The organism is Schaalia sp. JY-X159, assembly GCF_014525425.1.
Lineage (GTDB): Bacteria > Actinomycetota > Actinomycetes > Actinomycetales > Actinomycetaceae > Scrofimicrobium.
Map to the genome: position 1 here is coordinate 46336 of NZ_JACEXI010000003.1, position 20858 is coordinate 67193.

Here is a 20858-nt window from a genome sequence, read left to right on the forward strand (position 1 = left end):
ACTGTACCCCAAGGCTCCGTCTGGCGAACCCTCTCCGACTGTCGAAACCTCACGACCTACGATCCCTTGCGAACAATTCGGCAGTTGGAGGTAGCCAAAGCTCTCCCTGCGCCGAACGGGTCTTCACCCCGTGGACAGAGAGCCGCTCAGCTAGATAAGAGATCAGTCCTTTGATGTCTTTGGCCTGCCGGTAGGTCACGTTTATGATGCTCCACCCCAGATCATCGAGATCCTGTTGCCTTCTCATGGCTGCGGCTGCGATCTCATGCGCGCTTGCGGAGCTCCCCCCGAACTTGCCGAAGCCGCTGACCTCAATTGCAATCTGTGGCTCCGGGAGAGCAATATCGACGAAGCGATTCCGTCCATTCGCTGTGAATGCGCGCTGGCTTTGGATTATGTATCCCGGCTCCAACACGCAGTGGAGCGCCCAGAGCACAATCGACTCGGCTGGGGAGTCAACTCCTGGTTCACTCACATTGATGAGCTTAAGCGCGCGCTGAAATCCGCGGATGACCCCTGCCGAGTTTGCGCGCAGCGCGTGGAGCTCCTGGTTAAGAGAATTCTTGGCAACCTGTGCGCGGGTTCGCGAGGCCTCCAACTGCCACCTACTAAAGCGGGCGTGAAAACGTAGAAGAACACTAACGTCATGGAATGCCTGAAGGGGATGAGCGGACCGCGCGAGGTCTAGAACCACGAGTGAAACTGGACTGTTTGGCAGACCGCTGGGTGTGAGAATCGGTCGGTCGAGGGAGTTTGAAAAGGTGCTAGTCTGCTGAATCCGGACTCCTGGGACGGTTGTGACGCCCAGCGGGATTGCGCTCATTTCGGTCTGTATGCCGGACCGGGCTCGACGACGCACGCTGATGTTTGGATTGCTCCACCAGGGCTCAAGTCCAAGTGCAACTATCGCTGATTCTCCAGTGAACGAATAGGTTCCCGGCTTCGAGGCTCGAGCATTGAAGGCCAGCAGTCTCGCTTCAGCCACCCGGGCTCTCACTTTCCACGGCTCCGGATCTCTAGTGAGCGCTTCTTTCTTGATGTAGACGCCCCTTCCCACGCGCACAAGCTGTTCCTCCACAATGCGCCGGGGCTTAACTCGGCCATCGCCGACATTGAGAGTCAGATCGCTTGAAGAGAGAAGCATTCATCAAGGATGGCAAAGCCGTAGAGGCCAATGGGGGCGAAGTTCCACTCTTTGTGGAAAGTGCCGTGTTCGCTGTTCTGTGGAAGGAGTGGGTTGAGCGCGGTGCTGGCACATGAAGCTGGGGAGCTGGGATGGTGCGGTGCGGCTTGCGGATAACGGTGCGCACAACGGTGCGCCTTTGGCCTAACGGTGCGTGTTTGGCGCGGCTTAGCGATAAATAACAGCGTAATCTCGACCAAACTCGCACCGTTAGGCCAAAGACGCACCGATAGGGCGGATGGGGCCGAGCCTAGGCGCAGCGCCGGGCTCCGGCTGGGGTACGCGAGGCGGGGCTAGGCAGGGCGGGCGCGCCGCTCCTGGGGGCCCAGGCTACGGGCGGAACGCCACCTCCTGCGGCAGCACCGGCGCCGGCAACTCCGTGCGGCCTCGCGGTTCCTCGCCCACCGCCGTGCGCCCCCGCAGGTAGCTATCCGCAGCCGCGGCAGCTGAGCGGCCCTCGGCAATCGCCCACACAATCAGCGACTGCCCACGCCCCGCATCCCCGGCGACAAACACGCCGGGCACCGAAGTTGCCCACTCGCCATCACGCACAATCCTCCCGCGCCCATCGACCTCGAGCCCCAACTGCTCCACCGGCCCCTGCTTCTCAACCCCCGTGAAACCCATCGCGAGCAGCACTAACTGGGCCGGGATAAGCCGCTCAGTATCCTCGACAACCGTCAGCGCCCCGTCGACAAACGCCACCTCGTTGAGGCGAAGGTGCGTCACCTGGCCATCTCCGTCCTCGTCCACAAACTCCGCGGTCGAAGTGGAGTAGACCCTCTCGCCACCCTCCTGGTGCGCGGACGCCACCCGGAAGATCATCGGGAAAGTCGGCCACGGGTCGCGAGCAGTGCGCTCATCAGCGGGTCGCGGCATAATTTCCAGCGACGTCACCGACTTCGCCCCCTGCCGCAGCGCGGTCCCCAGGCAATCCGCCCCGGTGTCGCCGCCGCCAATCACGATGACGTCCTTCCCCTCAGCCGACACCCAACCCTCAGTGACGCCGTCGAGGACGTACTTGGTGGAACGCGTCAGGTAATCAACCGCCTGGTAGATCCCGCCTAGTTCCCGCCCGGGAATCGGCAGGTCACGCGGCACTGTCGCACCCGTGGCGAGGACGAGGGCGTCAAAACGTTCCTGCAAATCCTCGCCCGTCACGTCCACACCTATCGTTGTGTCGGTGTAGAAGCGGGTCCCCTCCGCCCTCATCTGCTCGATGCGCCGATCCAGCACAGCCTTCTCCATCTTGAACTCCGGGATCCCGTAACGCATCAGGCCACCGATCGCATCCGCACGCTCGAACACCGCGACCGTATGGCCTGCCCGAGTGAGCTGCTGGGCCGCCGCCAACCCCGCCGGACCCGACCCGACCACTGCCACGGAGTACCCCGTCAACTGGTTGGGGATCTGCGGTACCACCCAGCCCTCATCAAACGCGTGGTCAGCAATGGTTTGCTCAACATTCTTGATGGTGACCGCGGGTTGGTTGATGGCGAGGACGCACCCGGCTTCACACGGCGCCGGACACAGCCGCCCCGTGAACTCGGGGAAGTTGTTGGTGGCGTGCAGCCGCTCGCTTGCCGCGTGCCAATTGCCCTTCCAAGCCAGGTCGTTCCACTCGGGAATCAGGTTCCCCAGCGGGCACGCCATGTGGCAGAACGGCACGCCACAGTCCATGCAGCGCCCAGCCTGCTTCTCAACGACGGCCAGTTCCTGGTCTTCGTAGACCTCCTTGTAGTCGCGCAGACGGATCGGGATGGGCCGCGGGGTACGCAACTCACGTTCGCGGGTATTGAGAAAGCCCTTTGGGTCAGCCATTTGAGACCTCCAGTATTTGCTGCCACACCTTCGCACCTTCTGTGTCGGTGCCGTCCGCCTTCGCCTGCTCCAAGATCGCTTGGACAGAGGCGTATTGTTTCGGCTCAATCCGCGTGAACCGCGCCAGCGACGAGGGCAGGTAGGCGAGGATCTTCCGCGCCACCTCCGACCCCGTCAGCGCCTCGTGGCGCTGCAGGAGTTCCACGACCCGCACGCCCTCGGCGTCGGTGAGGCCACGCATTTCGACCTCGTCCACAATCTGCGGATTGAGGAGCGAACGGTCAAAGTCCAGCAGGTACGCAACCCCGCCTGACATCCCCGCCGCCACGTTTCGCCCGGTCGAACCGAGGATCATCGCTTCCCCGCCGGTCATGTATTCGAGGGCGTGGTCGCCGCAACCCTCCGCGACAATCGTCGCCCCGGAACACCGCACGCCGAACCGTTCGCCGACACGCCCTCGGATGTGTAGTTCGCCCGAGGTCGCCCCGTACGCCACCACATTCCCCGCCACCGTGTTGTCCTTGGGATCGAAGGCGGCCGACGGAAGCGGGTACACCGCTACCGTCCCGCCACACAGCGACTTTCCGACGTAGTCGTTGGCGTCCCCGCGAACCGAAATGCTGATGCCCTGGGGAAGGAACGCGCCCAGCGACTGGCCCGCCGATCCCGTCAGGTTGATGGAGATGGTGCCCGCGGGAAGCCCGTGGTCGCCATAGCGCAGCGCGACCTCGTGCCCCAGCATGGTGCCCGTTGAGCGGTCCGTGTTGCGGATTTCCGCGTCGATCTGCACTTTCTCCGCTTTTTCGAGGGCAGGCGACGACAGCAGAATCAGACGGCGGTCGAGGACGTTTTCCAGGCCGTGCTCCTGCCCCTTGACGCCGTGCAGCGACGAACCGGGCCGAGGCTCAATGCGTTGGAAGACGGGGCCGAGGTCGATCCCGTGGGCCTTCCAATGCTCAATCGCCTCCGATGCGTCAAGCAGGTCAGCACGCCCCACGGCCTCCTCCAGGGAACGGAACCCAAGGGAGGCGAGCATCTCGCGGACCTGCTCCGCGATGTAGGTGAAGAAGTTGATGACATACTCCGGCTTGCCGCTGTAGCGGGCGCGCAACTCCGGGTTCTGGGTGGCGACCCCGACCGGGCAGGTGTCTTTCTGGCACACACGCATCATGATGCAGCCGGAAACCACAAGCGGAGCGGTTGCGAACCCGAACTCCTCGGCGCCCAGCAGGGCGGCAATGATGACGTCGCGTCCGGTCTTGAGTTGCCCGTCAGCTTGGACGACAATCCGGTCGCGCAGGTCGTTGAGGACCAGGGTCTGCTGCGCTTCCGCGAGTCCGATTTCCCACGGGGCACCGGCGTGCTTCAGGGATGTGAGGGGCGCGGCCCCGGTTCCGCCGTCGGCCCCGGAAATCAGTACCACGTCAGCACGTGCCTTGGCGACGCCAGCGGCGACTGTGCCCACCCCGACCTCGGACACCAACTTCACGTGGACACGCGCGGAGGGGTTGGAGTTCTTCAAGTCGAAGATCAGCTGCTTGAGGTCCTCGATCGAATATATGTCGTGGTGGGGTGGGGGAGAGATCAGCCCGACGCCCGGGGTGGAGTGGCGTTCCTTCGCAACCCAGGGGTAGACCTTCGCCGACGGCAACTGCCCGCCCTCGCCCGGCTTCGCACCCTGCGCCATCTTGATTTGGATGTCGCGGGCGTGGCTCAGGTAGTCCGCGGTGACGCCAAAACGCCCCGACGCCACCTGCTTGATCGCAGAGTTCAGCAGCGGGTCGCGCAGGCGCTGCGGCGACTCCCCGCCCTCGCCCGTATTGGAACGCGCCCCCAGCGTGTTCATGGCGATGGCCATGGTTTCGTGGGCTTCCTGAGAGATGGACCCAAACGACATGGCGCCGGTCGCGAAGCGTTTGACGATTTCGGAGACGGGTTCAACTTCCTCCAGCGGGACCGGCTCGACCTCGTCATAGCGGAGCCGCATGATCCCCCGCAGGGTCATGAGGCGCCGCGACTGGTCGTCCACGCCGTCCGTGTATGCGCGGAAGACTTCGCGGGACTCGGTGCGGGTCGCGACCTGGAGGCGGGCGATCGTCGGCGGGTCGAAAAGGTGGGCCTCGCCCTCGCGCCGCCACTTGTATTCGCCGCCGACGCCAAGTGTGCGGTGAGCAGGGGAAATGCCCGAGGGCGGGTACGCGACCATGTGGCGCGAGGCGACCTCGTCCGCGATCACGTCGATACCGATGCCGCCCAAGGGTGACGATGTCCCCGTAAAGTACTGGTCAACCAGGGTTTGGCTGAGGCCGATCGCCTGGAAAACCTGCGCCCCACAGTAGGACGACACGGTGGAAATCCCCATCTTCGACATGACTTTGAGGACGCCCTTGCCCAGGGCTTTGACGACGTTCTTGACGGCGACCTCAGGCGTTGTGTCACCCAGCAAACCCTCCGCGGCCAGCGTCTCTACAGACTCGGTCGCCATGTAAGGGTTGACCGCGACGGCGCCGTAACCGATGAGGAGGGCGATGTGGTGGACCTCGCGGGCATCCCCAGACTCGACGATGAGGCCGACCTGGGTGCGGGTCTTTTGGCGGAGCAGGTGGTGGTGCAGGGCCGAAGTTGCCAGAAGCGAAGGAATCGGGGCCATTTCCGCGTTGGTTTCGCGGTCCGACAAGATCAGGAACGACACGCCCTCGGCAATCGCGCGGTCCGCTTCAGCGAAGAGGTTTTCGAGGGCGGCCTCCAGTTCCGCTCCACCCCCGGACGCGCGGTAGAGGCAACGCAGCGTCCTCGACGTGAACCCCTTCCCGGCCCGGGCGGAGCCGATGTGCTCGATCTGCGCCAACTGGTCCGAATCAATGACTGGGAAGTCAATCGCCAACTTGCGCGCGTGGCTGCGGGTGTCCTCCAGCAGGTTCGGCTGGGGACCCGACGTGGTGGCAAGTGAGGTCACCAGTTCCTCGCGAATCGCGTCGAGGGGAGGGTTCGTGACCTGGGCAAACAACTCCGTGAAGTAGTCAAAAAGCAGGCGGGGGCGGTCTGAGAGCACCGCGATCGGGGTGTCGGAGCCCATCGAACCGATGGGTTCCACACCATCACGCGCCATCGGGGTGAGGATGACGTCGAGGTCCTCTTGCGTGTAGCCAAACTCTTGCTGACGACGCAGAACAGAGGAGCGAGTGTGACCGATGTGCTCGCGCTCCGGGAGTGCGTCGATGGTGACCAGCTCTTCGTCCAGCCACTCTTGCCAGGGGTGCATGGTTGCCAGGTCGCGCTTCACTTCGGTATCGGGCACGATCCGCCCGCCGTCGAGGTCGACCAGGAACATCGTGCCCGGCTCCAACCGCCCCTTCGCGCGGGTGTGGCTGTCGGGGATGTCCAGGACGCCGGTTTCCGATGCGAAGATGACGAGGTCGTCGTCGGTGATCTGCCAGCGACCCGGCCGCAAGCCATTGCGGTCCATGACGGCGCCGATGGTAGAGCCGTCCGTGAAAGTGACGGCCGCGGGGCCGTCCCAGGGCTCCATGAGACAGGAGGAATACTGGTAGAAGGAGCGCAGCTTGGGGTCAAGCAGCGTGTTCTTCTCCCACGCCTCAGGGATCAGCATCGCCATCGTGTGGGGTAGGGATCGCCCAGAGAGTGAGAGTAACTCCAGAACCTCGTCGAGTGAGGCCGAGTCGGAATCGCCCTCGGACGTAATCGGCAGTAACGGACCAAAGTCGCCAATCACATCGCTGCGCAGTTCACTTTCGCGGGCGCGCATCCAGTTGCGGTTGCCGCGGACCGTGTTGATTTCTCCGTTGTGGGCGATGCGGCGGAACGGCTGGGCGAGGCGCCACGACGGGAAGGTGTTGGTGGAGAAGCGGGAGTGGACCAGGGCAAGACGCGAGGTCAGCGCAGGGTTGCGCAGGTCCTCAAAGAACTCCGGCAGCTGATCGGTTGTCAGCATCCCCTTATATACGAAGGTCTTGGTGTCGAGGCTGGCGATGTAGGTATTCGCTTCACGTTCGGCGCGGCGGCGCAGGCGGTAGGCGGCAATGTCGAGGTCGCGGCCGCTCCGGACGCCGTCGCGGTCGGTGACCAGCAGTTGGCGGAAGACGGGCATGGAGCCGCGCGCCGTGGGCCCAATCGGGGCTTCATTGACGGGAACGTCGCGCCAGGCAACAACGCGCAGGCCTTCCTCGCGGACGATTCGTTCGATGGTGGCAACGGATTTGGACAGCTCCACACGGCCTTCGTAGGCGCCGGGAAGGAAGACGAGGCCGGCCGCGTAACTGCCGAGGCGCGGCAGGTCGGGGCGGATCGTGGCCCTGAAGAACTCGTCTGGCATCTGCAGGAGGATCCCCGAGCCGTCCCCGGTATTCTCTTCCGCGCCGACTGCACCGCGGTGATCGAGGCGCTTTAGGGCCTTTAGTCCCTGCTCCACTATGTGATGGGTGGGGGGACCAGTCAGGGTCGCCACGAAAGCGACACCGCACGCGTCGTGCTCGAATGCGGGGTCGTAAAGGCCGATTGCCCCCGGTTTCTGTGGGCTCACGCTTTCCATTTGTCCTCCTGCCAACATTCCGCGTCATTCCTGGCCTGCTACCAGGAAAGTAAAGAAAGGATCATAAATACGTAAATACTCTGCAAATAGAACTTTTCGGATGTAATCGATTATTACGCACAAACACGATAAATCTGCAAACTCGCCATTATTTGGCGTACTCAGCGCTGCGAATATCTGCTTAGTTAGAGTGTCCTTGGTGATGGATTTACCAATCATTTACTAAGAGTGTGTTCCGGCATTTTTGGCACTGTTACAACGGAAAGGACCACCATGTTTAGCACACCGCAGGAGCTTCTTGAGTTCGTAGCGGCAGAAGGCATTGAGTACGTCGACTGTCGCTTCTGCGATCTGTTCGGAGTTCAGCAGCATTTCAATATCCCTTCTGACGTAGTCGCTGATGCGTTGGAAGATGGGCTCATGTTTGACGGATCCTCGATCCGCGGGTTCAAGGCCATCCACGAATCCGACATGAAGCTGGTCGCCGACGTCTCCACCGCCTATGTTGACCCCTTCCGCGATGCCAAGACGCTGATCGTCGTGTTCTCTATCGTCGATCCCATAACGGATGAGGCCTACTCGCGCGATCCGCGTCAGGTCGCCGCCAAGGCTGAGGCCTACCTGCGGGAAATGGGACTTGCCGACACCTGCTACATCGGAGCCGAGGCCGAGTTCTTCATCTTCGATGAAATCCGCTTCAACACGGAGCCGGACGAGACCTTCTACTCCATCAAGTCTTCCGAGGGTGCCTGGCAGATCGGCAAGGAAGAAGAAGGCGGCAACCTGGGCAACAAGCTCCCCATCAAGGGTGGGTACTTCCCGGTGGCCCCGGCCGACCAGTTCGACGAACTCCGCAACAAAATGTCAAACAACTTGCGCGGGGCGGGCCTGAAGATAGAGCGTGCTCACCACGAGGTCGCATCCGCCGGGCAGCAGGAAATCAACTACCGCTTTGCGAGCCTCACCACAGCCGCCGATAACCTGCTGAAGTTCAAATACATCATCAAGAACACGGCGCTGGCTGACCACAAGACTGCGACCTTCATGCCCAAGCCGATCTTTGGCGACAACGGCTCCGGGATGCACACCAACATTTCCCTGTGGAAAGACGGCAAGAACCTCTTCTTCGACGAGAAGGGCTACGGCGGCTTGTCTGAGCAGGCGCGCTGGTTCATTGGGGGACTCCTCAAGCACGCACCCGCCCTCGTCACCTTCACGAACCCTACCGTGAACTCTTACCGTCGTCTGGTCCCCGGGTTTGAAGCGCCCGTCACCCTGGTCTACTCGGCGCGAAACCGCTCTGCGGCAGTGCGTATCCCGCTCACCGGGGACTCGCCCAGCGCCAAGCGGATCGAGTTCCGTGTTCCGGATGCGGCAGCGAACCCGTACCTGGCGTTCTCCGCGTGCCTGATGGCGGGAATCGACGGGATCCTCAACAAGATTGAGCCGCCAGCTCCCGTCGAAAAGGACCTCTTCGATTTGGACGAGGACGAACTGGAAGGTCTCAACTTCGTCCCGGCTTCGCTGGCACGCGCCCTCGACGCCCTTCGCGCCGACCACGACTTCCTGACAGCTGGAGGCGTCTTCCCGAAGGATCTGCTGGAAACGTGGATCGACTTCAAATATGAGAACGAGGTGCAGCAAATGCGCGCGTTCCCCCACCCACTTGAATTCCAGCTCTACTACGGCGTCTAGAAAGAAGGCGTGCCTTGGCTTTACGGCTTGCGGCGCTCACCTACAGTCCCACTTGACGTAGGCGCCGTGCAGGAAGGAAACAACCATGCTTGATACAGGAGCAACCGCGTGGATGCTGACCTCAGCGTCCCTAGTCTTACTCATGACCCCGGCGCTCGCGCTGTTTTACGGGGGGATGAGCCGCAACAAATCAGTACTCAACATGATGATGATGGTCTTTGGCGCCCTCGCCGTAGTTGCCGTCATCTACCCGCTGTGGGGATGGTCGATGACCTACGGCGGACAGCCAATCGCGGGGATCTTCGCGAACCCGTTCGAACAATTCGGCCTGATGGGAACCTTCGACGGCGCGGCCGTTGATGACTTTGGAGTTCCCGCCTGGGTCGGGGTGGCGTTCCAGTCGACCTTCGCAATCATCACGGTGGCGCTGATCGCTGGATCCCTGGCGGAACGCGTCAAATTCGGGACATGGATGGTCTTCGCGACCCTGTGGGTCACGCTCGCGTACTTCCCGATGGCGCACATGGTGTGGGGCGGGGGACTGCTATCCGGAGATGGTCCCATCGCGGCCCTGACAGGCACCGCACCCATCGACTTCGCGGGTGGCACAGTCGTGCACATCAATGCGGGAATGGCGGCGCTGGTGATTGCCCTCGTCATCGGGACGCGGCGCAGGTTTGGTAAAGAACAGGTGCGCCCGCACAGCCTCCCGCTGATCATGCTGGGGTCCGGACTGCTGTTTTTCGGGTGGTTTGGTTTCAACGCGGGTTCCGCGTTCACCGCGGACGGCCTCGCCGGAATGGCGTGGGTCAACACGACGACCGCGACCGGGGCGGCGATGCTGGGGTGGATGCTGTACGAGCAGATCACAGAGAAACACGCCACCTCCCTCGGCGCCGCATCAGGTGTCGTGGCCGGTTTGGTGGCGGTCACTCCCGCGGCGGGGGCGCTGAACCCGGTTGGTGCGATCGTCCTCGGGCTTGTTGCGGGGTTCGCGTGTGCGGCGGCGGTGAGTTTGAAGTACCGCTTCGGGTTTGATGACTCGCTTGACGTGGTTGGGGTCCACCTAGTGGGCGGCCTCGTCGGAACGGTGGCGATCGGCTTCCTGGCGACCGAGGGCGGACTGCTTTTCGGTGGCGGGTTCGCACTGCTGATCACGCAGGTGCTGATCGCGTTGGTGGCGCTGATTTTCTCCGGGGTGGTCACGTTCGCGGTGGCGAAACTGCTGCAGAAGACGATCGGGTGGCGCGTGTCGGATAAAGACGAGCTACTTGGGATCGACCTGACGCAACACGCGGAAACCGCGTATGAGCCGCAGGTTCTCGCGGGGAACTACTAGAAAGGGCGGGGCGATGAAACTGATAACAGCAGTGATCCAGCCGAATCAGGCGGGTCCGGTGCGAGAGGCGATTGAAGCCCTGGGGCTCGGGGGTGCGACGGTGACCGCGGTTTCGGGCGTGGGGCGGCAGAAGGGGCTAAGTGAGCACTATCGCGGCGCCGACTACACGCCGCACATGGTGCCGAAGACCAAGGTTGAAGTGGTTGTCAATGACGAGGTCGTAGAGGGTGCGCTGGAGGCGATTGTGGCGGCGGCTCGGACTGGGGCCATTGGGGATGGGAAGGTTTGGGTGAGCCCGATCGAGGAGGTCGTTCGGGTGCGGACGGGGGAGCGAGGGGCGGAGGCCGTGTAGCGGGCCCCGGCCCCGCTGGGCCCGGCCCGCTGGCCCGGCCTCGGCCGTCCCGGCCTCGCCTGGCTCTGCCGAACTGGGCCCCGGCCCACACCCGGCGTGCCCGACCCCGGCCTCGCCTGGCTCTGCCGAACTGGGCCCCGGCCCACACCCGGCGTGCCCGACCCCGGCCTCGCCCGGCAGGCCCGACCTGGCGTTCACCATCAGTGTCAACGAAAGCCCCGCGGAATCTCAGGACTCGCGGGGCTTTCCCATACCTGCAGCCGCCCTTCCAAGTCATCCGGGTTTACGCCTCCCGGCGGCCTGGCTTTTCCGCAGCCCTGACTCTACCGGCGGCCTGGCTTTTCCTGCGGTCACCACTTTCGTCCGTCTGGCACTCGGACGACCGCGGGGTCCGGCCGTCCTCGAACCCACGTGGTCGGTCCCCCGTAGGTTCCTCGGTCCCCCGGAGGGCGAAAAGTCGGCTGTTTTGGGGTCGGGATTGCACTTCCGGGGGACCAAGGTGCCGCTGGGGGACCGAGAAGGGATCAACTGTTGGGGACCGAGGCGCCGCTTGGGGACCGAGGCGCGGGAAACTGCCGGGCAACCGGCTGCCGCAGCTAGCCCCGTGCCTCCAACGCAGCCCCGATCAGCCCTGCAAACAGCGGATGTGGTCTGGTCGGCCTCGACTTGAACTCCGGGTGCGCCTGCGTTGCGACGTAGTACGGGTGCAGGCTCTGGTCCAACTCCACGAACTCCACCAACTCCCCGTCCGGCGAGGTCCCGCTTACCTTCAAGCCCACATCGCTGAGGATCTGCCGGTACGCGGGGTTCACCTCGTAGCGATGGCGGTGCCGCTCCGACACCGAAGTCGCGCCGTACGTCCTCGCCACCAAAGACTCGGGCTCCAGCACAGCCGGGAAAGCCCCCAGCCGCATCGTGCCCCCCACGTCGCCCTCACCACTGACGATCTCCTCCTGAGAAGCCATCGTCGTGATCACGGGATCCGCGCAGTTCGGATCGAATTCGGTCGAGGACGCACCTGGCAGACCAGCGAGATTCTGCGCCGCCTCGATCACCATGGACTGCATGCCTAGGCACAGCCCCAGGGTGGGGACACGGTTCTCCCGAGCCCACTTGAGCGCGGCAATCTTCCCCTCGATACCCCGCACCCCAAAGCCTCCGGGAACCACCACTGCGTCGACCCCTTCAAGCGCCTGAGCTGCTTGCCCATCATCGGCGCAGGTGTCGGCCGCAACCCAGCGAATACTCACCCGTGCGTTGTTGGCAAAGCCCCCTGCTCGCAGCGCTTCAATCACCGACAGGTACGCGTCAGGCAGGTCGATGTACTTGCCAACGATGGCGACCTCGACCGAGTGTTGAGGCTCCGTCACCCTGGCGAGAAGCTCATCCCATGCCGACCAATCGGCCTCTTCCAACTTGAGGTGCAAACGCTCTGCCACCAGGGTGTCTAGTCCCTCGCTATGGAGGATCTTCGGGACCAGGTAGAGGCTCTTCGCGTCCGGGCAGATCACCACCGCATCCCGCGCCACCCCACACATCACCGAAATCTTCCGCCGCACCGAATCGGGCACCTCAATCTCCGAGCGCAACACCAGCACGTCCGGTTGGATCCCCAGTCCTCGCAGTGCTGTCACAGAGTGCTGCGTCGGCTTGGTCTTCAGCTCGTTCGCGACCTTCAGGTAGGCCAGCAGCGACACGTGTATAAAGAGGCATCGGTCGCGCCCCAGTTCGGCGTGGATTTGCCGGGCGGCCTCGAGAAACGGCGTCGACTCGATGTCGCCCACCGTCCCGCCAATCTCCGTGATGATGACGTCCGGAACCGGCGACCCGTCGGTCGGGTGCGCCTGCGCCCTCATTCGTCGCATGATTTCGTCCGTGATATGCGGGATGACCTGCACGGTATCGCCCAGGTACTCGCCGCGCCGCTCCCGCGCAATCACCGACGCGTAGACCTGCCCGGTGGTGACGTTCGCGCCACCGGAGAGCGGTTCGTCCAGGAAACGCTCGTAATGCCCGATGTCGAGGTCGGTTTCCGCCCCGTCCTCCGTCACAAACACCTCGCCGTGCTGGAAGGGGTTCATCGTGCCGGGATCGACGTTGATGTAGGGGTCGAGCTTCTGCACCGCCACCGTGACCCCTCGCGCTTTGAGGAGCATCCCCAGCGAGGAGGCCGTTAGGCCCTTGCCCAGCGACGAAACGACGCCACCAGTGATGAAAATGTGCCTAGGGGAATCGGACTTGTTTTCCTGCTCTGCGCTCTTTGCCATGGACCCCAATTGTAAGCCCCGAAGCCCCATCCTCCCAGATGCGATCGGATTCTGGAGGGGCGCCCTCGTCCACGTTCTAGTCGGGCAACGGCAGATGTCGGAGGGTCGGTATACCGTTTTCTAGTCGGCACAGCGACGGAAGGAAGCCCATGTCACCTCTGGTTGGGATCATTGACTATCGGACGGGAAACTCGCGTAGTTTCTCGTACGCCCTCGACCGCGTGGAAGTCCCTAACAGGTTGGTGGTTACGCCTCGGGATGCCGAGGGCGTGACGCATTTTGTTCTGCCCGGTGTCGGGGCGGCGGGGGTGACGATGGACTCGCTTGCGGAGCAGGGGTGGATTTCGTACCTCAACGACGTGGTGGTGGGCGAGGGCGTGCCGTTTTTGGGTGTCTGCGTCGGTCTGCAGGTCCTCTTTGACCGCAGTGCCGAGGGCGATGTGGAGTGTCTGGGCTGGCTTCCCGGAACTGTAGAGAAGTTTGATTCGAGGGCGCTGACGGTCCCGCACATGGGGTGGAACTCCGTGTCGGCTTCGGGAACTGCCGCGAACCCCCAGCTCTTCCAAACCATGTTTGGCGAGGGCGGATACGTCTATTTCGTGAACTCGTACTTTGCGCGACCAGCGGATGAGGGGACCGTCCTCGGCGTCACTGACTACGGGGAGCCGTTCGCGTCCGTTGTGGGGCGTGACAACATTCTGGCCACGCAGTTCCACGTTGAAAAGAGCGGGCAAACCGGGCTGGCAGTTCTTCGGCAGTTCGTAACTTCGATGGGCGTAGGGGGTCTCAATGTTGACTAACCGGCTTGTAGCCTGCTTTGACGTAAAGGATGGCCGCGTCACGAAGGCATTGCAGTTTGAGGACAACATCGATGTCGGCGACCCCGCACAGTTGGCCGGCAGGCTCTACCAGGAGCAGATTGATGAGATCGTCTTCTACGACATCATGGCCAGTGCCGAAAAGCGTCGGGCGGATATCGCGACGGTTGCTGAGGTTGCGAAGAATATCTTTGTGCCGCTGACTGTTGGTGGGGGGATTCGCAGTCTCGACGACATGCACGCGGTTCTGGCGGCAGGGGCAGAGAAGATCAGTATCGACTCCATGGCCGTGCGTGACCCCGCGCTGATCACGCGTGGTGCCAGCGAATTTGGGGTGCAATGCATCGTCGTGAGTCTGCAGGCGAAGTGGGTCGGTCGCAGCGCGGAGATTCCCAGTGGGTATGAGGTCGCTATTGACGGTGCCAGGGTTTTCACGGGGATGGACGCGATTGAATGGGCTCGCAGGGCCGAAGAGTTGGGAGCTGGTGAAATCGTCGTCAACAGCATCGACCGCGACGGGACGGGGCGTGGCTACGAACTGGACCTAACGGGGCAAATTGCTCGCGCGGTGACGGTGCCGGTGATTGCCTCGGGAGGGGCGGGGACAGCGCAGCACATCATGGATGGGTTCGACGTAGGGGCGTCGGCGGCCATTATCTCTTCGATGTTGTATTCGCCGCGAAACCGCAACGTCTCCGTGCCAGAGTTGAAGGCGGAACTGTTGGCGGCTGGGGCGAACGTGCGGCCGCTGGTGGCGTAACCGTTTAGGAGGTACGCGAAGAGAAGGGGAGGGAGTGGTGAAAGAACGGTCCTTGGCGGATCAGGCTATTTACAAGGCTGCTCGGCGATCAACCGTGCAGTCCGCACACCTTGAAGAGAGGGATATTCCATCTGGTTTCCATCGCACTTTGAAGAGCGATCGGTACCTCCACTCACGCATCGGCAACGAGGACGGGCTCGATGAGCACGCTCCGAACAGCTCTCCCGCGCAAGACCCCGTAGTTCTAGCGGGCATGAATCCGGGATACGGCTCCACCCCACTGCCATTCGATGAGCTTGATGCGTTGCTGTCGCAAGCGCGAGCCTCACTTGGCGAGCCGGTGATGCGAGCTGACGTCTATGACCTAGAACAAGAGCTGGAGGCAGACAACGCGGAACGCCTTCTTATCAGAATAGATGCGGGCGATTTGCTGCTTGATGACGTCCTAGTCGACTTCTTCTTGCGTGGGTTACACAAAGACCTCTACTGCTCCGTATGGGCGTGGGCAGGGGCGACACGTCAGCATGAGGTGAGCATAGGGATCGATCCGTGGCTGATAACACCTGAGTTGCGGGCGTCCCTCGACAACATGCTGTGGCGCTACCGCAACACCGATGATTGGACTGCGCGTGAGCTGGGGATTGCCGTGCATGCTGACTGCGTGCGCATCCACCCTTTCACGGATGGGAATGGGCGTTCCACCAGGCTCTTTGCGGACTTGGTTTATCTGGCAGCTCAGATGGATGTGCAGGGAGTCGGTGGCCCGGTGGAGACACCCGGGTCCGGCGAGTTCTACCTTTATGACTGGAATGTCGACAAGCGGGAGTACATCCGCTTACTCCGCGAGTACGACTTGAATCGGGACCCAACGGCGTTGGCGCGCTATGTGGGGGTGGTGGGGATTTGAACCCACTACTCGACCGTCACCGACTTCGCCAGGTTGCGGGGCTGGTCCACGTCTAGACCTTTCGCGGAGGCAAGGGCACAGGCGAACTCCTGCAGGGGTATCACCTGCAGGAGAGGCAAGAACAGGGTCGGCGCTGGTGGCACCCGGAACACCACGTCCGCGAAGGCATCCACCGAGGTATCGCCCTCTTCCGCAACCACCAGTGTGCGGGCGCCACGGGCCTTGACCTGCTGGATACTTGAGACCGTCTTGCGGTGCAACTCGGGCCTGCGCGGCGTGGGGACAATGACGAATATGGGCGTGCCTTCTTCGATGAGGGCGATCGGCCCGTGCTTGAGTTCCCCGGCGGCGAAGCCCTCGGCGTGGATGTAGGCGATTTCCTTGAGTTTCAGCGCTCCTTCCATCGCTACCGGGTAGCCGACGCCGCGGCCCAGGTAGATGACTGAGGTCTCGTCGGTCATGGTCGAGGCCACCTGCCGCACATACTCCCCATTGTTGAGAACTCCCTGCATCTTGTCGGGGATTTGCGCCAGTTCTTCCAGGTAGCCCTGGATTTCATCTATGTACTTGTTGCCGCGAACCTGCGCCAGGTAGAGCCCCAGAATGTAGGTCGCGGTGATCTGCGCGGTGAAGGCTTTGGTGGAGGCAACGGCGATTTCCGGGCCGGCGTGGGTGAGGAGAACTGCGTCGGACTCGCGCGCGATCGTCGACCCGGGAGTGTTGACAATGGCGATCACCTTGGCGCCCTGGTTCCGCGCGTGTCGGATCGCCATGATCGTGTCCATGGTCTCCCCCGACTGGGAAACAGCTACGACCAGCGTCTTTTCGCTGACGACGGGGTCGCGGTAGCGGAACTCGTGGGCCAGTTCGACCTCGACCGGAATGCGGCACCAGTGTTCAATCGCGTAGCGCGCAACCTGCCCCGCGTAGGCGGCGGTGCCGCAGGCGACGATGATCATCTTGTCGGCGCGACGCAGGACGTCCTCGGAAATACGCACCTCGTCCAGGGTTAGGTGACCGTCAGAGTCCGTCCGGCCGGCAAGGGTGTCGAAGATGGAGCGGGGTTGCTCGTGGATCTCCTTCTCCATGAAGGTCGCCCAGTTTCCCTTCGACGCGCGGTCCCGGAGGAAGTCGACGTTGAGCTCCTTGGGTTGTACCGGGTTGCCGTCGCGGTCGAGGACGGTGACCGCGGTTGGGGTCACGGCGACGACCTGGTCCTGGTCGATTTCGAGGGCGGAGGTCGTGAAGTCCGCGAAGGCCAACGCGTCAGAGCCGAGGTAGTTGGCGCCCTCGCCCACACCAACCACCAGTGGGGAGGAACGCCGGGCCGCAACGATGGTGTGTGGGGCTCCCGCGCAGGTGGCGAGCAGCGTGTAGCTCCCGACCAGTTGGCGGGTCACGTTGAGCATGGCGGAGAGGAGGAGGCGGACTTGGGACTCCTCGTCGCCCTCGACTCCAGAAAGGGTGCCTGACCAGGGTTCTAGTTTGGGATCCACCACGGCGCGGCCGAGCAAATGTGCAACCACCTCCGTGTCAGTATCCGAGACGAAGACCTGCCCTTCGGCGCGTAGAGCCTGCGCGAGGGCGGGCGCGTTCTCGATGATCCCGTTGTGGACGAGTGCGATGCGACCATCCGTCGAGACGTGCGGGTGGGCATTGGCTTCCGAGGGTTCGCCGTGGGTCGCCCAGCGGGTGTGGCCGATGGCGGCGGTGGCCGGGGCGGGAGGGTTTTTCGCGAGTGCGTCCCTCAGTTTCGAGAGCTTTCCGGTTCTCTTGATGACGGTGGGGACGCTGCGGTCGGGGCTGTTGAGGGCGATGCCGGCGGAGTCGTAACCCCGGTATTCCAGTCGGGCGAGGCCGGCTAGGACGACCTCTTCTGGCTGTTGGGTGGGGGCTTTTCCGACGCATCCGACTATTCCGCACATGGGTTTATGTAACCACCATCATGGCGGTTGGTGCAAAGAGGCGCGGCGGGGTGTTAGCCGGCGCCCGCAACACTGTCCTGCACCGGTGCCGGACTGCCGCGGCTGAACCCCGCCGCAGTCCTGCTTCGCAGCATCCCGCCCCGACCTGACCGTGGCCGCACGCCGCCGCAGTCCTGCCTCGCCACACCGCCCCGCTCCGGCACCGACCTGGCCGTGTCGTTGCCGGTTGGTCCCCGTGGGGCGCCTTGGTCCCTTGCAGGTGGTGTTCGAGGTCGATTTGGTAGGGTTTTTCGCCCTCGGCAGCTCCGAGGAGCCTGCGGGGGACAGAGGCTGTCCGTCTGAGGAGAGTCTGGGTTGAGAGTCTGGGTTGAGAGCCTGGGTTGAGAGCCTGGGTTGCGAGTCCAGGCCGACGTGCGGGAATCTTGACCCGCACCGCAACTCAGGGTCGCCTCCGTTTGACCTACAATGGCGAAACAGGCGGCAGCCAGGTTCGAAGAGCGAGGTGATGCGCGTGCTCAAGCGGGAACTAGCCTGCGCTCCCAGAACGGCCTCTCCCGAGGTTGCGCAGCACAATCGCATGCGCATACTAGAGTGCCTCATCGATGTGGGCCCCCTTTCTCGTGTGGAGATTGCTCGGCTTACCCGCATGGCCCCCGCAACCGTCAACAGGCTCACGTCCTCCCTAATGGCGCAAGGACTGGTGAGTGAGGCGGGAAGCAACGGTGCGACAGGTGGACGGCCGTCGATGCTGGTCAGGTTTTGCCCAGAGGCGAGGACGATCTTGGCACTCGACATTTGGGAAGGTGCGATCGAGGTTGCACTACTGGACTTGGATGGCTGCGAAATCGAACGAGATCGAGTTCCGATATTGGGGACCGATCCGCAAGAGAAACTAGACCTCTTGGTGGCGGTGGTTGCCGAGTGGGATACCAGAGAGGGCAAGAGGATAGCGGCTATCGGAGTGTCCGTACCCGGTCCGGTCGACGACGACGGAGTGGTGCTGATGGCTCCGGCTTTGGACTGGTACAACCAACCCGTTGGTGCTTCTTTGCGAGGGGCAACGAATGCCCCGGTCGTCGTTGAAAATGACGTGAACCTAATTGCACTCGCCGAGTACTTGAATCTTGACGATCCCGGACACAAAACGCTTGTCGCGATGGCTGTGTACGAGGGCGTCGGCGCCGGGATTGTCGAGGACGGCCGACTGTGGCGAGGCAACCACGGTGCTGCGGGGCAGTTTGGCCGCATGCTGAGAGATGTCTCTGGTTTGAAGCATCAGCGCCATGGATTTGGACATCTCGAGGCGGAGCTCGGAGAACACGGACTCCTACAGCGGGCAATCAATGCTCGCGTCGTTTCTCCCGAAGTAGAGAGTGCCGATGCTGTGTTCAGTGCCGCTGAAGAGGGTGACGAAGAAGCTGTCGCCATGGTTGAATCAGTTGCCGATGACTACGCGTTCCATTTGGTGAACGTGTGCGCGATGATTGCTCCCGACATTGTTGTATTTGGCGGACTCTTCGAACGCTGGTCGGATCTGCTCATCCCTATGATCGAGGAGAGACTGCGGGGGAACGTCGTACATGAGCCGGAACTTGCAACGGCATCGCTAGGTGATGAGGGTAAGTTGGTGGGAGCTGGGATGTACGGTCTACGTCGGTCCGGAGGGCTCGCGGCCGTCCTCTCCGAGTAGCTGACACCCCCGGTGCGGTTTCCGACGTCTGGTGAGCTATGGCTCCCAATCCACGCCGCTCCCGACCAGAAACTAGTGCGCAACCTGGGCGCGCAACCCGCAAGCAAAAGGTAACAAACTTGTGATCTTGGCTGTGAGCTGCATGTTTGTGCCGTTTTGGGACGCAATTCATCTGAAAACCGTCATCGGGGTGCAGACGTGTGACCCATACCTCGTGTAGTGTGACCTCAAGACCTTATTTGCGGATCAAAAATAACCCTTAATACAGGTCATGGTCTGCATGTTTGTTCAGCTGCAGTCGAGGTTCAGTTCCCCGACTGAATCTGGCGAAGCCCACATTGCCGTGGGGGCTCAGCCACACCGGTGAGCATTCCGAAGAATGCGAATCGCACAGTGTCCCGTAGGGGCACAGTTCAAAGTCCAAAGGAGGACCAAAGTGAAGCTAAGGAAGACACTCGTAGCCGTCGCTGCCGTAGCCGGACTCACCCTGGCTGCTGCATGTTCGTCACCTACCCCCGCAGGAACCGACTCCCCTGAAAGCACGGAGAGTGGCGAAGCCACTGAAAGTGCGGGCCCTTTCACCATCGGCATTTCCAACGCCTTTGTGGGTTCCGAATACCGCACGCAGATGATTGCCGCCATTGAGGATGTGTTCAATGAGTACCAGGAACAGGGCATTTTAGATGAACTGGTAATGGAGAACGCGGACGCGGACGTGAACGGTCAGATCCAGCAGGTTCGCAACCTTATCAACAAGGGCGTCGACGCCATCATCATCGACCCCAACTCAGCTACCGCCCTAGACGCGGTGTTCAAGGAAGCCATCGGTCAGGGCATCAAGGTCTACGCCATTGACCAGGCTGTGGAGACACAGGAAGTCCTCAACATCGGTATTTCGCAGCAGGATCTGGGGGCTGCTTCGGCCACCTGGTTCGCTGAGGCCGTAGGGGATGGTGCCAAGATTGTCACTGTAGAGGGTGCCGCGGGCAACCCGGCAACCGAAGCTCGCTGGGCCGGTGCGGAGCCGATCTTCGAGGCCGCAGGCATCGAAGTTCTTACCCGTGGGGACGGTGGCTGGGACCAGACCACTGGTCAGACAGTCGCCACCGACCTTCTTGCCACCTACCCCGATATTGCTGGTATCTGGACCTACGACGGCATGGCACAAGGAACGCTGAAAGCCATTGAGGCCGCTGGCAAGACTGATTCGGTCATCACCACGGGTGAGGCGCGGGTTGGCTTCATGCGCATGTGGAACGACCTGCTTGACACCGGCTTCAAGACCGCTGGCGTCATCAACCCTCCGGGTACAGGTGCCACGGCCCTGCATTTCGCTGTCAACCAGCTACAGGGTCTCGAACTGGATGAATCGAAGCTAGCAGAGGACGGTCACTCCATCATCCTTCCCCTGGATCCGACCATCACCGACGCCAACTTTGCTGAGTACTGGGAGCCGGTCAAAGACGAGCCAGACACCTATGTTCTGGACTCGATCCTCACCGCCGACCAGGTCATGGCGTACTTCAAGTAACCAACCCGGGGTGGGTCGGTA

General features: G+C 62.5%; 14 protein-coding genes. 9 read left to right on the top strand and 5 right to left on the bottom strand.

The genetic code is table 11. The features are described 5' to 3' along the window. Positions 1 to 49 precede the first annotated feature (49 nt). Complete coding sequence (locus tag IDL90_RS05920) at positions 50 to 1063, bottom strand: hypothetical protein (protein ID WP_187994737.1); 1014 nt, start codon at positions 1061 to 1063, stop codon at positions 50 to 52. A 65-nt stretch (positions 1064 to 1128) separates the two neighbouring features. Between IDL90_RS05920 and IDL90_RS11480 the strand changes: the two genes are divergently transcribed. Continuing rightward, positions 1129 to 1260 carry a hypothetical protein gene (locus IDL90_RS11480; protein ID WP_262509085.1) on the top strand — a complete coding sequence of 44 codons (132 nt, stop codon included), beginning with the start codon at positions 1129 to 1131 and terminating at the stop codon, positions 1258 to 1260. 253 nt (positions 1261 to 1513) lie between these two features. Here IDL90_RS11480 and IDL90_RS05925 read toward each other — a convergent pair whose 3' ends face one another. Together IDL90_RS05925 and gltB are read right to left on the bottom strand one after the other, a co-directional pair. Beyond that, positions 1514 to 3004 (bottom strand): glutamate synthase subunit beta, encoded by a 1491-nt coding sequence (locus IDL90_RS05925; protein ID WP_187994739.1) that lies wholly within the window; start codon positions 3002 to 3004, stop codon positions 1514 to 1516. After that, positions 2997 to 7544: a glutamate synthase large subunit gene (gltB, locus tag IDL90_RS05930; protein WP_316930298.1), complete on the bottom strand. Its 4548-nt coding sequence runs from the start codon at positions 7542 to 7544 to the stop codon at positions 2997 to 2999. The genes IDL90_RS05925 and gltB overlap by 8 nt, the downstream gene beginning before the upstream one ends. A gap of 282 nt (positions 7545 to 7826) precedes the next feature. Here gltB and glnA point away from each other — a divergent pair, with 282 nt between their 5' ends. The 3 genes from glnA (at position 7827) to IDL90_RS05945 (ending at position 10939) form a co-directional block, all read left to right on the top strand. After that, entirely contained in the window at positions 7827 to 9248 is a 1422-nt protein-coding gene (gene glnA / locus IDL90_RS05935; RefSeq protein ID WP_187994743.1) for a type I glutamate--ammonia ligase, read from the top strand. A gap of 85 nt (positions 9249 to 9333) precedes the next feature. Then, positions 9334 to 10587, top strand: a complete 1254-nt coding sequence (locus IDL90_RS05940) for an ammonium transporter (protein ID WP_187994745.1) — start codon at positions 9334 to 9336, stop codon at positions 10585 to 10587. Positions 10588 to 10600: 13 nt separating this feature from the next. Beyond that, positions 10601 to 10939: a P-II family nitrogen regulator gene (locus IDL90_RS05945; protein WP_187994747.1), complete on the top strand. Its 339-nt coding sequence runs from the start codon at positions 10601 to 10603 to the stop codon at positions 10937 to 10939. Between the two features lie 596 nt (positions 10940 to 11535). Here the strand turns inward: IDL90_RS05945 and IDL90_RS05950 are convergent. After that, complete coding sequence (locus IDL90_RS05950) at positions 11536 to 13206, bottom strand: CTP synthase (protein ID WP_187994749.1); 1671 nt, start codon at positions 13204 to 13206, stop codon at positions 11536 to 11538. A 149-nt stretch (positions 13207 to 13355) separates the two neighbouring features. Between IDL90_RS05950 and hisH the strand changes: the two genes are divergently transcribed. The 3 genes from hisH to IDL90_RS11695 are packed head-to-tail and all read left to right on the top strand — an operon-like array spanning position 13356 to position 15691. Then, complete coding sequence (gene hisH / locus IDL90_RS05955; protein WP_187994751.1) at positions 13356 to 14006, top strand: imidazole glycerol phosphate synthase subunit HisH; 651 nt, start codon at positions 13356 to 13358, stop codon at positions 14004 to 14006. Continuing rightward, the gene (hisF, locus tag IDL90_RS05960; RefSeq protein WP_187994753.1) at positions 13996 to 14784 is read left to right on the top strand and encodes an imidazole glycerol phosphate synthase subunit HisF; all 789 of its coding nucleotides are present in this window, start codon (positions 13996 to 13998) and stop codon (positions 14782 to 14784) included. The genes hisH and hisF overlap by 11 nt, the downstream gene beginning before the upstream one ends. A 34-nt stretch (positions 14785 to 14818) precedes the next feature. Then, the gene (locus IDL90_RS11695; RefSeq protein ID WP_223175229.1) at positions 14819 to 15691 is read left to right on the top strand and encodes a Fic family protein; all 873 of its coding nucleotides are present in this window, start codon (positions 14819 to 14821) and stop codon (positions 15689 to 15691) included. A 5-nt stretch (positions 15692 to 15696) separates the two neighbouring features. On the opposite strand, the gene glmS is transcribed toward IDL90_RS11695, so the two are convergent. Next, a complete protein-coding gene (gene glmS, locus IDL90_RS05970) occupies positions 15697 to 17616 on the bottom strand; it encodes a glutamine--fructose-6-phosphate transaminase (isomerizing) (protein ID WP_187994755.1) in 1920 nt (639 codons plus the stop codon). A gap of 577 nt (positions 17617 to 18193) precedes the next feature. Between glmS and IDL90_RS05975 the strand changes: the two genes are divergently transcribed. Both IDL90_RS05975 and IDL90_RS05980 read left to right on the top strand, forming a co-directional pair. Next, entirely contained in the window at positions 18194 to 19306 is a 1113-nt protein-coding gene (locus IDL90_RS05975; RefSeq protein WP_187994757.1) for an ROK family transcriptional regulator, read from the top strand. A 436-nt stretch (positions 19307 to 19742) separates the two neighbouring features. After that, the gene (locus IDL90_RS05980) at positions 19743 to 20837 is read left to right on the top strand and encodes a substrate-binding domain-containing protein (RefSeq protein WP_187994759.1); all 1095 of its coding nucleotides are present in this window, start codon (positions 19743 to 19745) and stop codon (positions 20835 to 20837) included. The last annotated feature ends 21 nt before the right edge of the window (positions 20838 to 20858 follow it).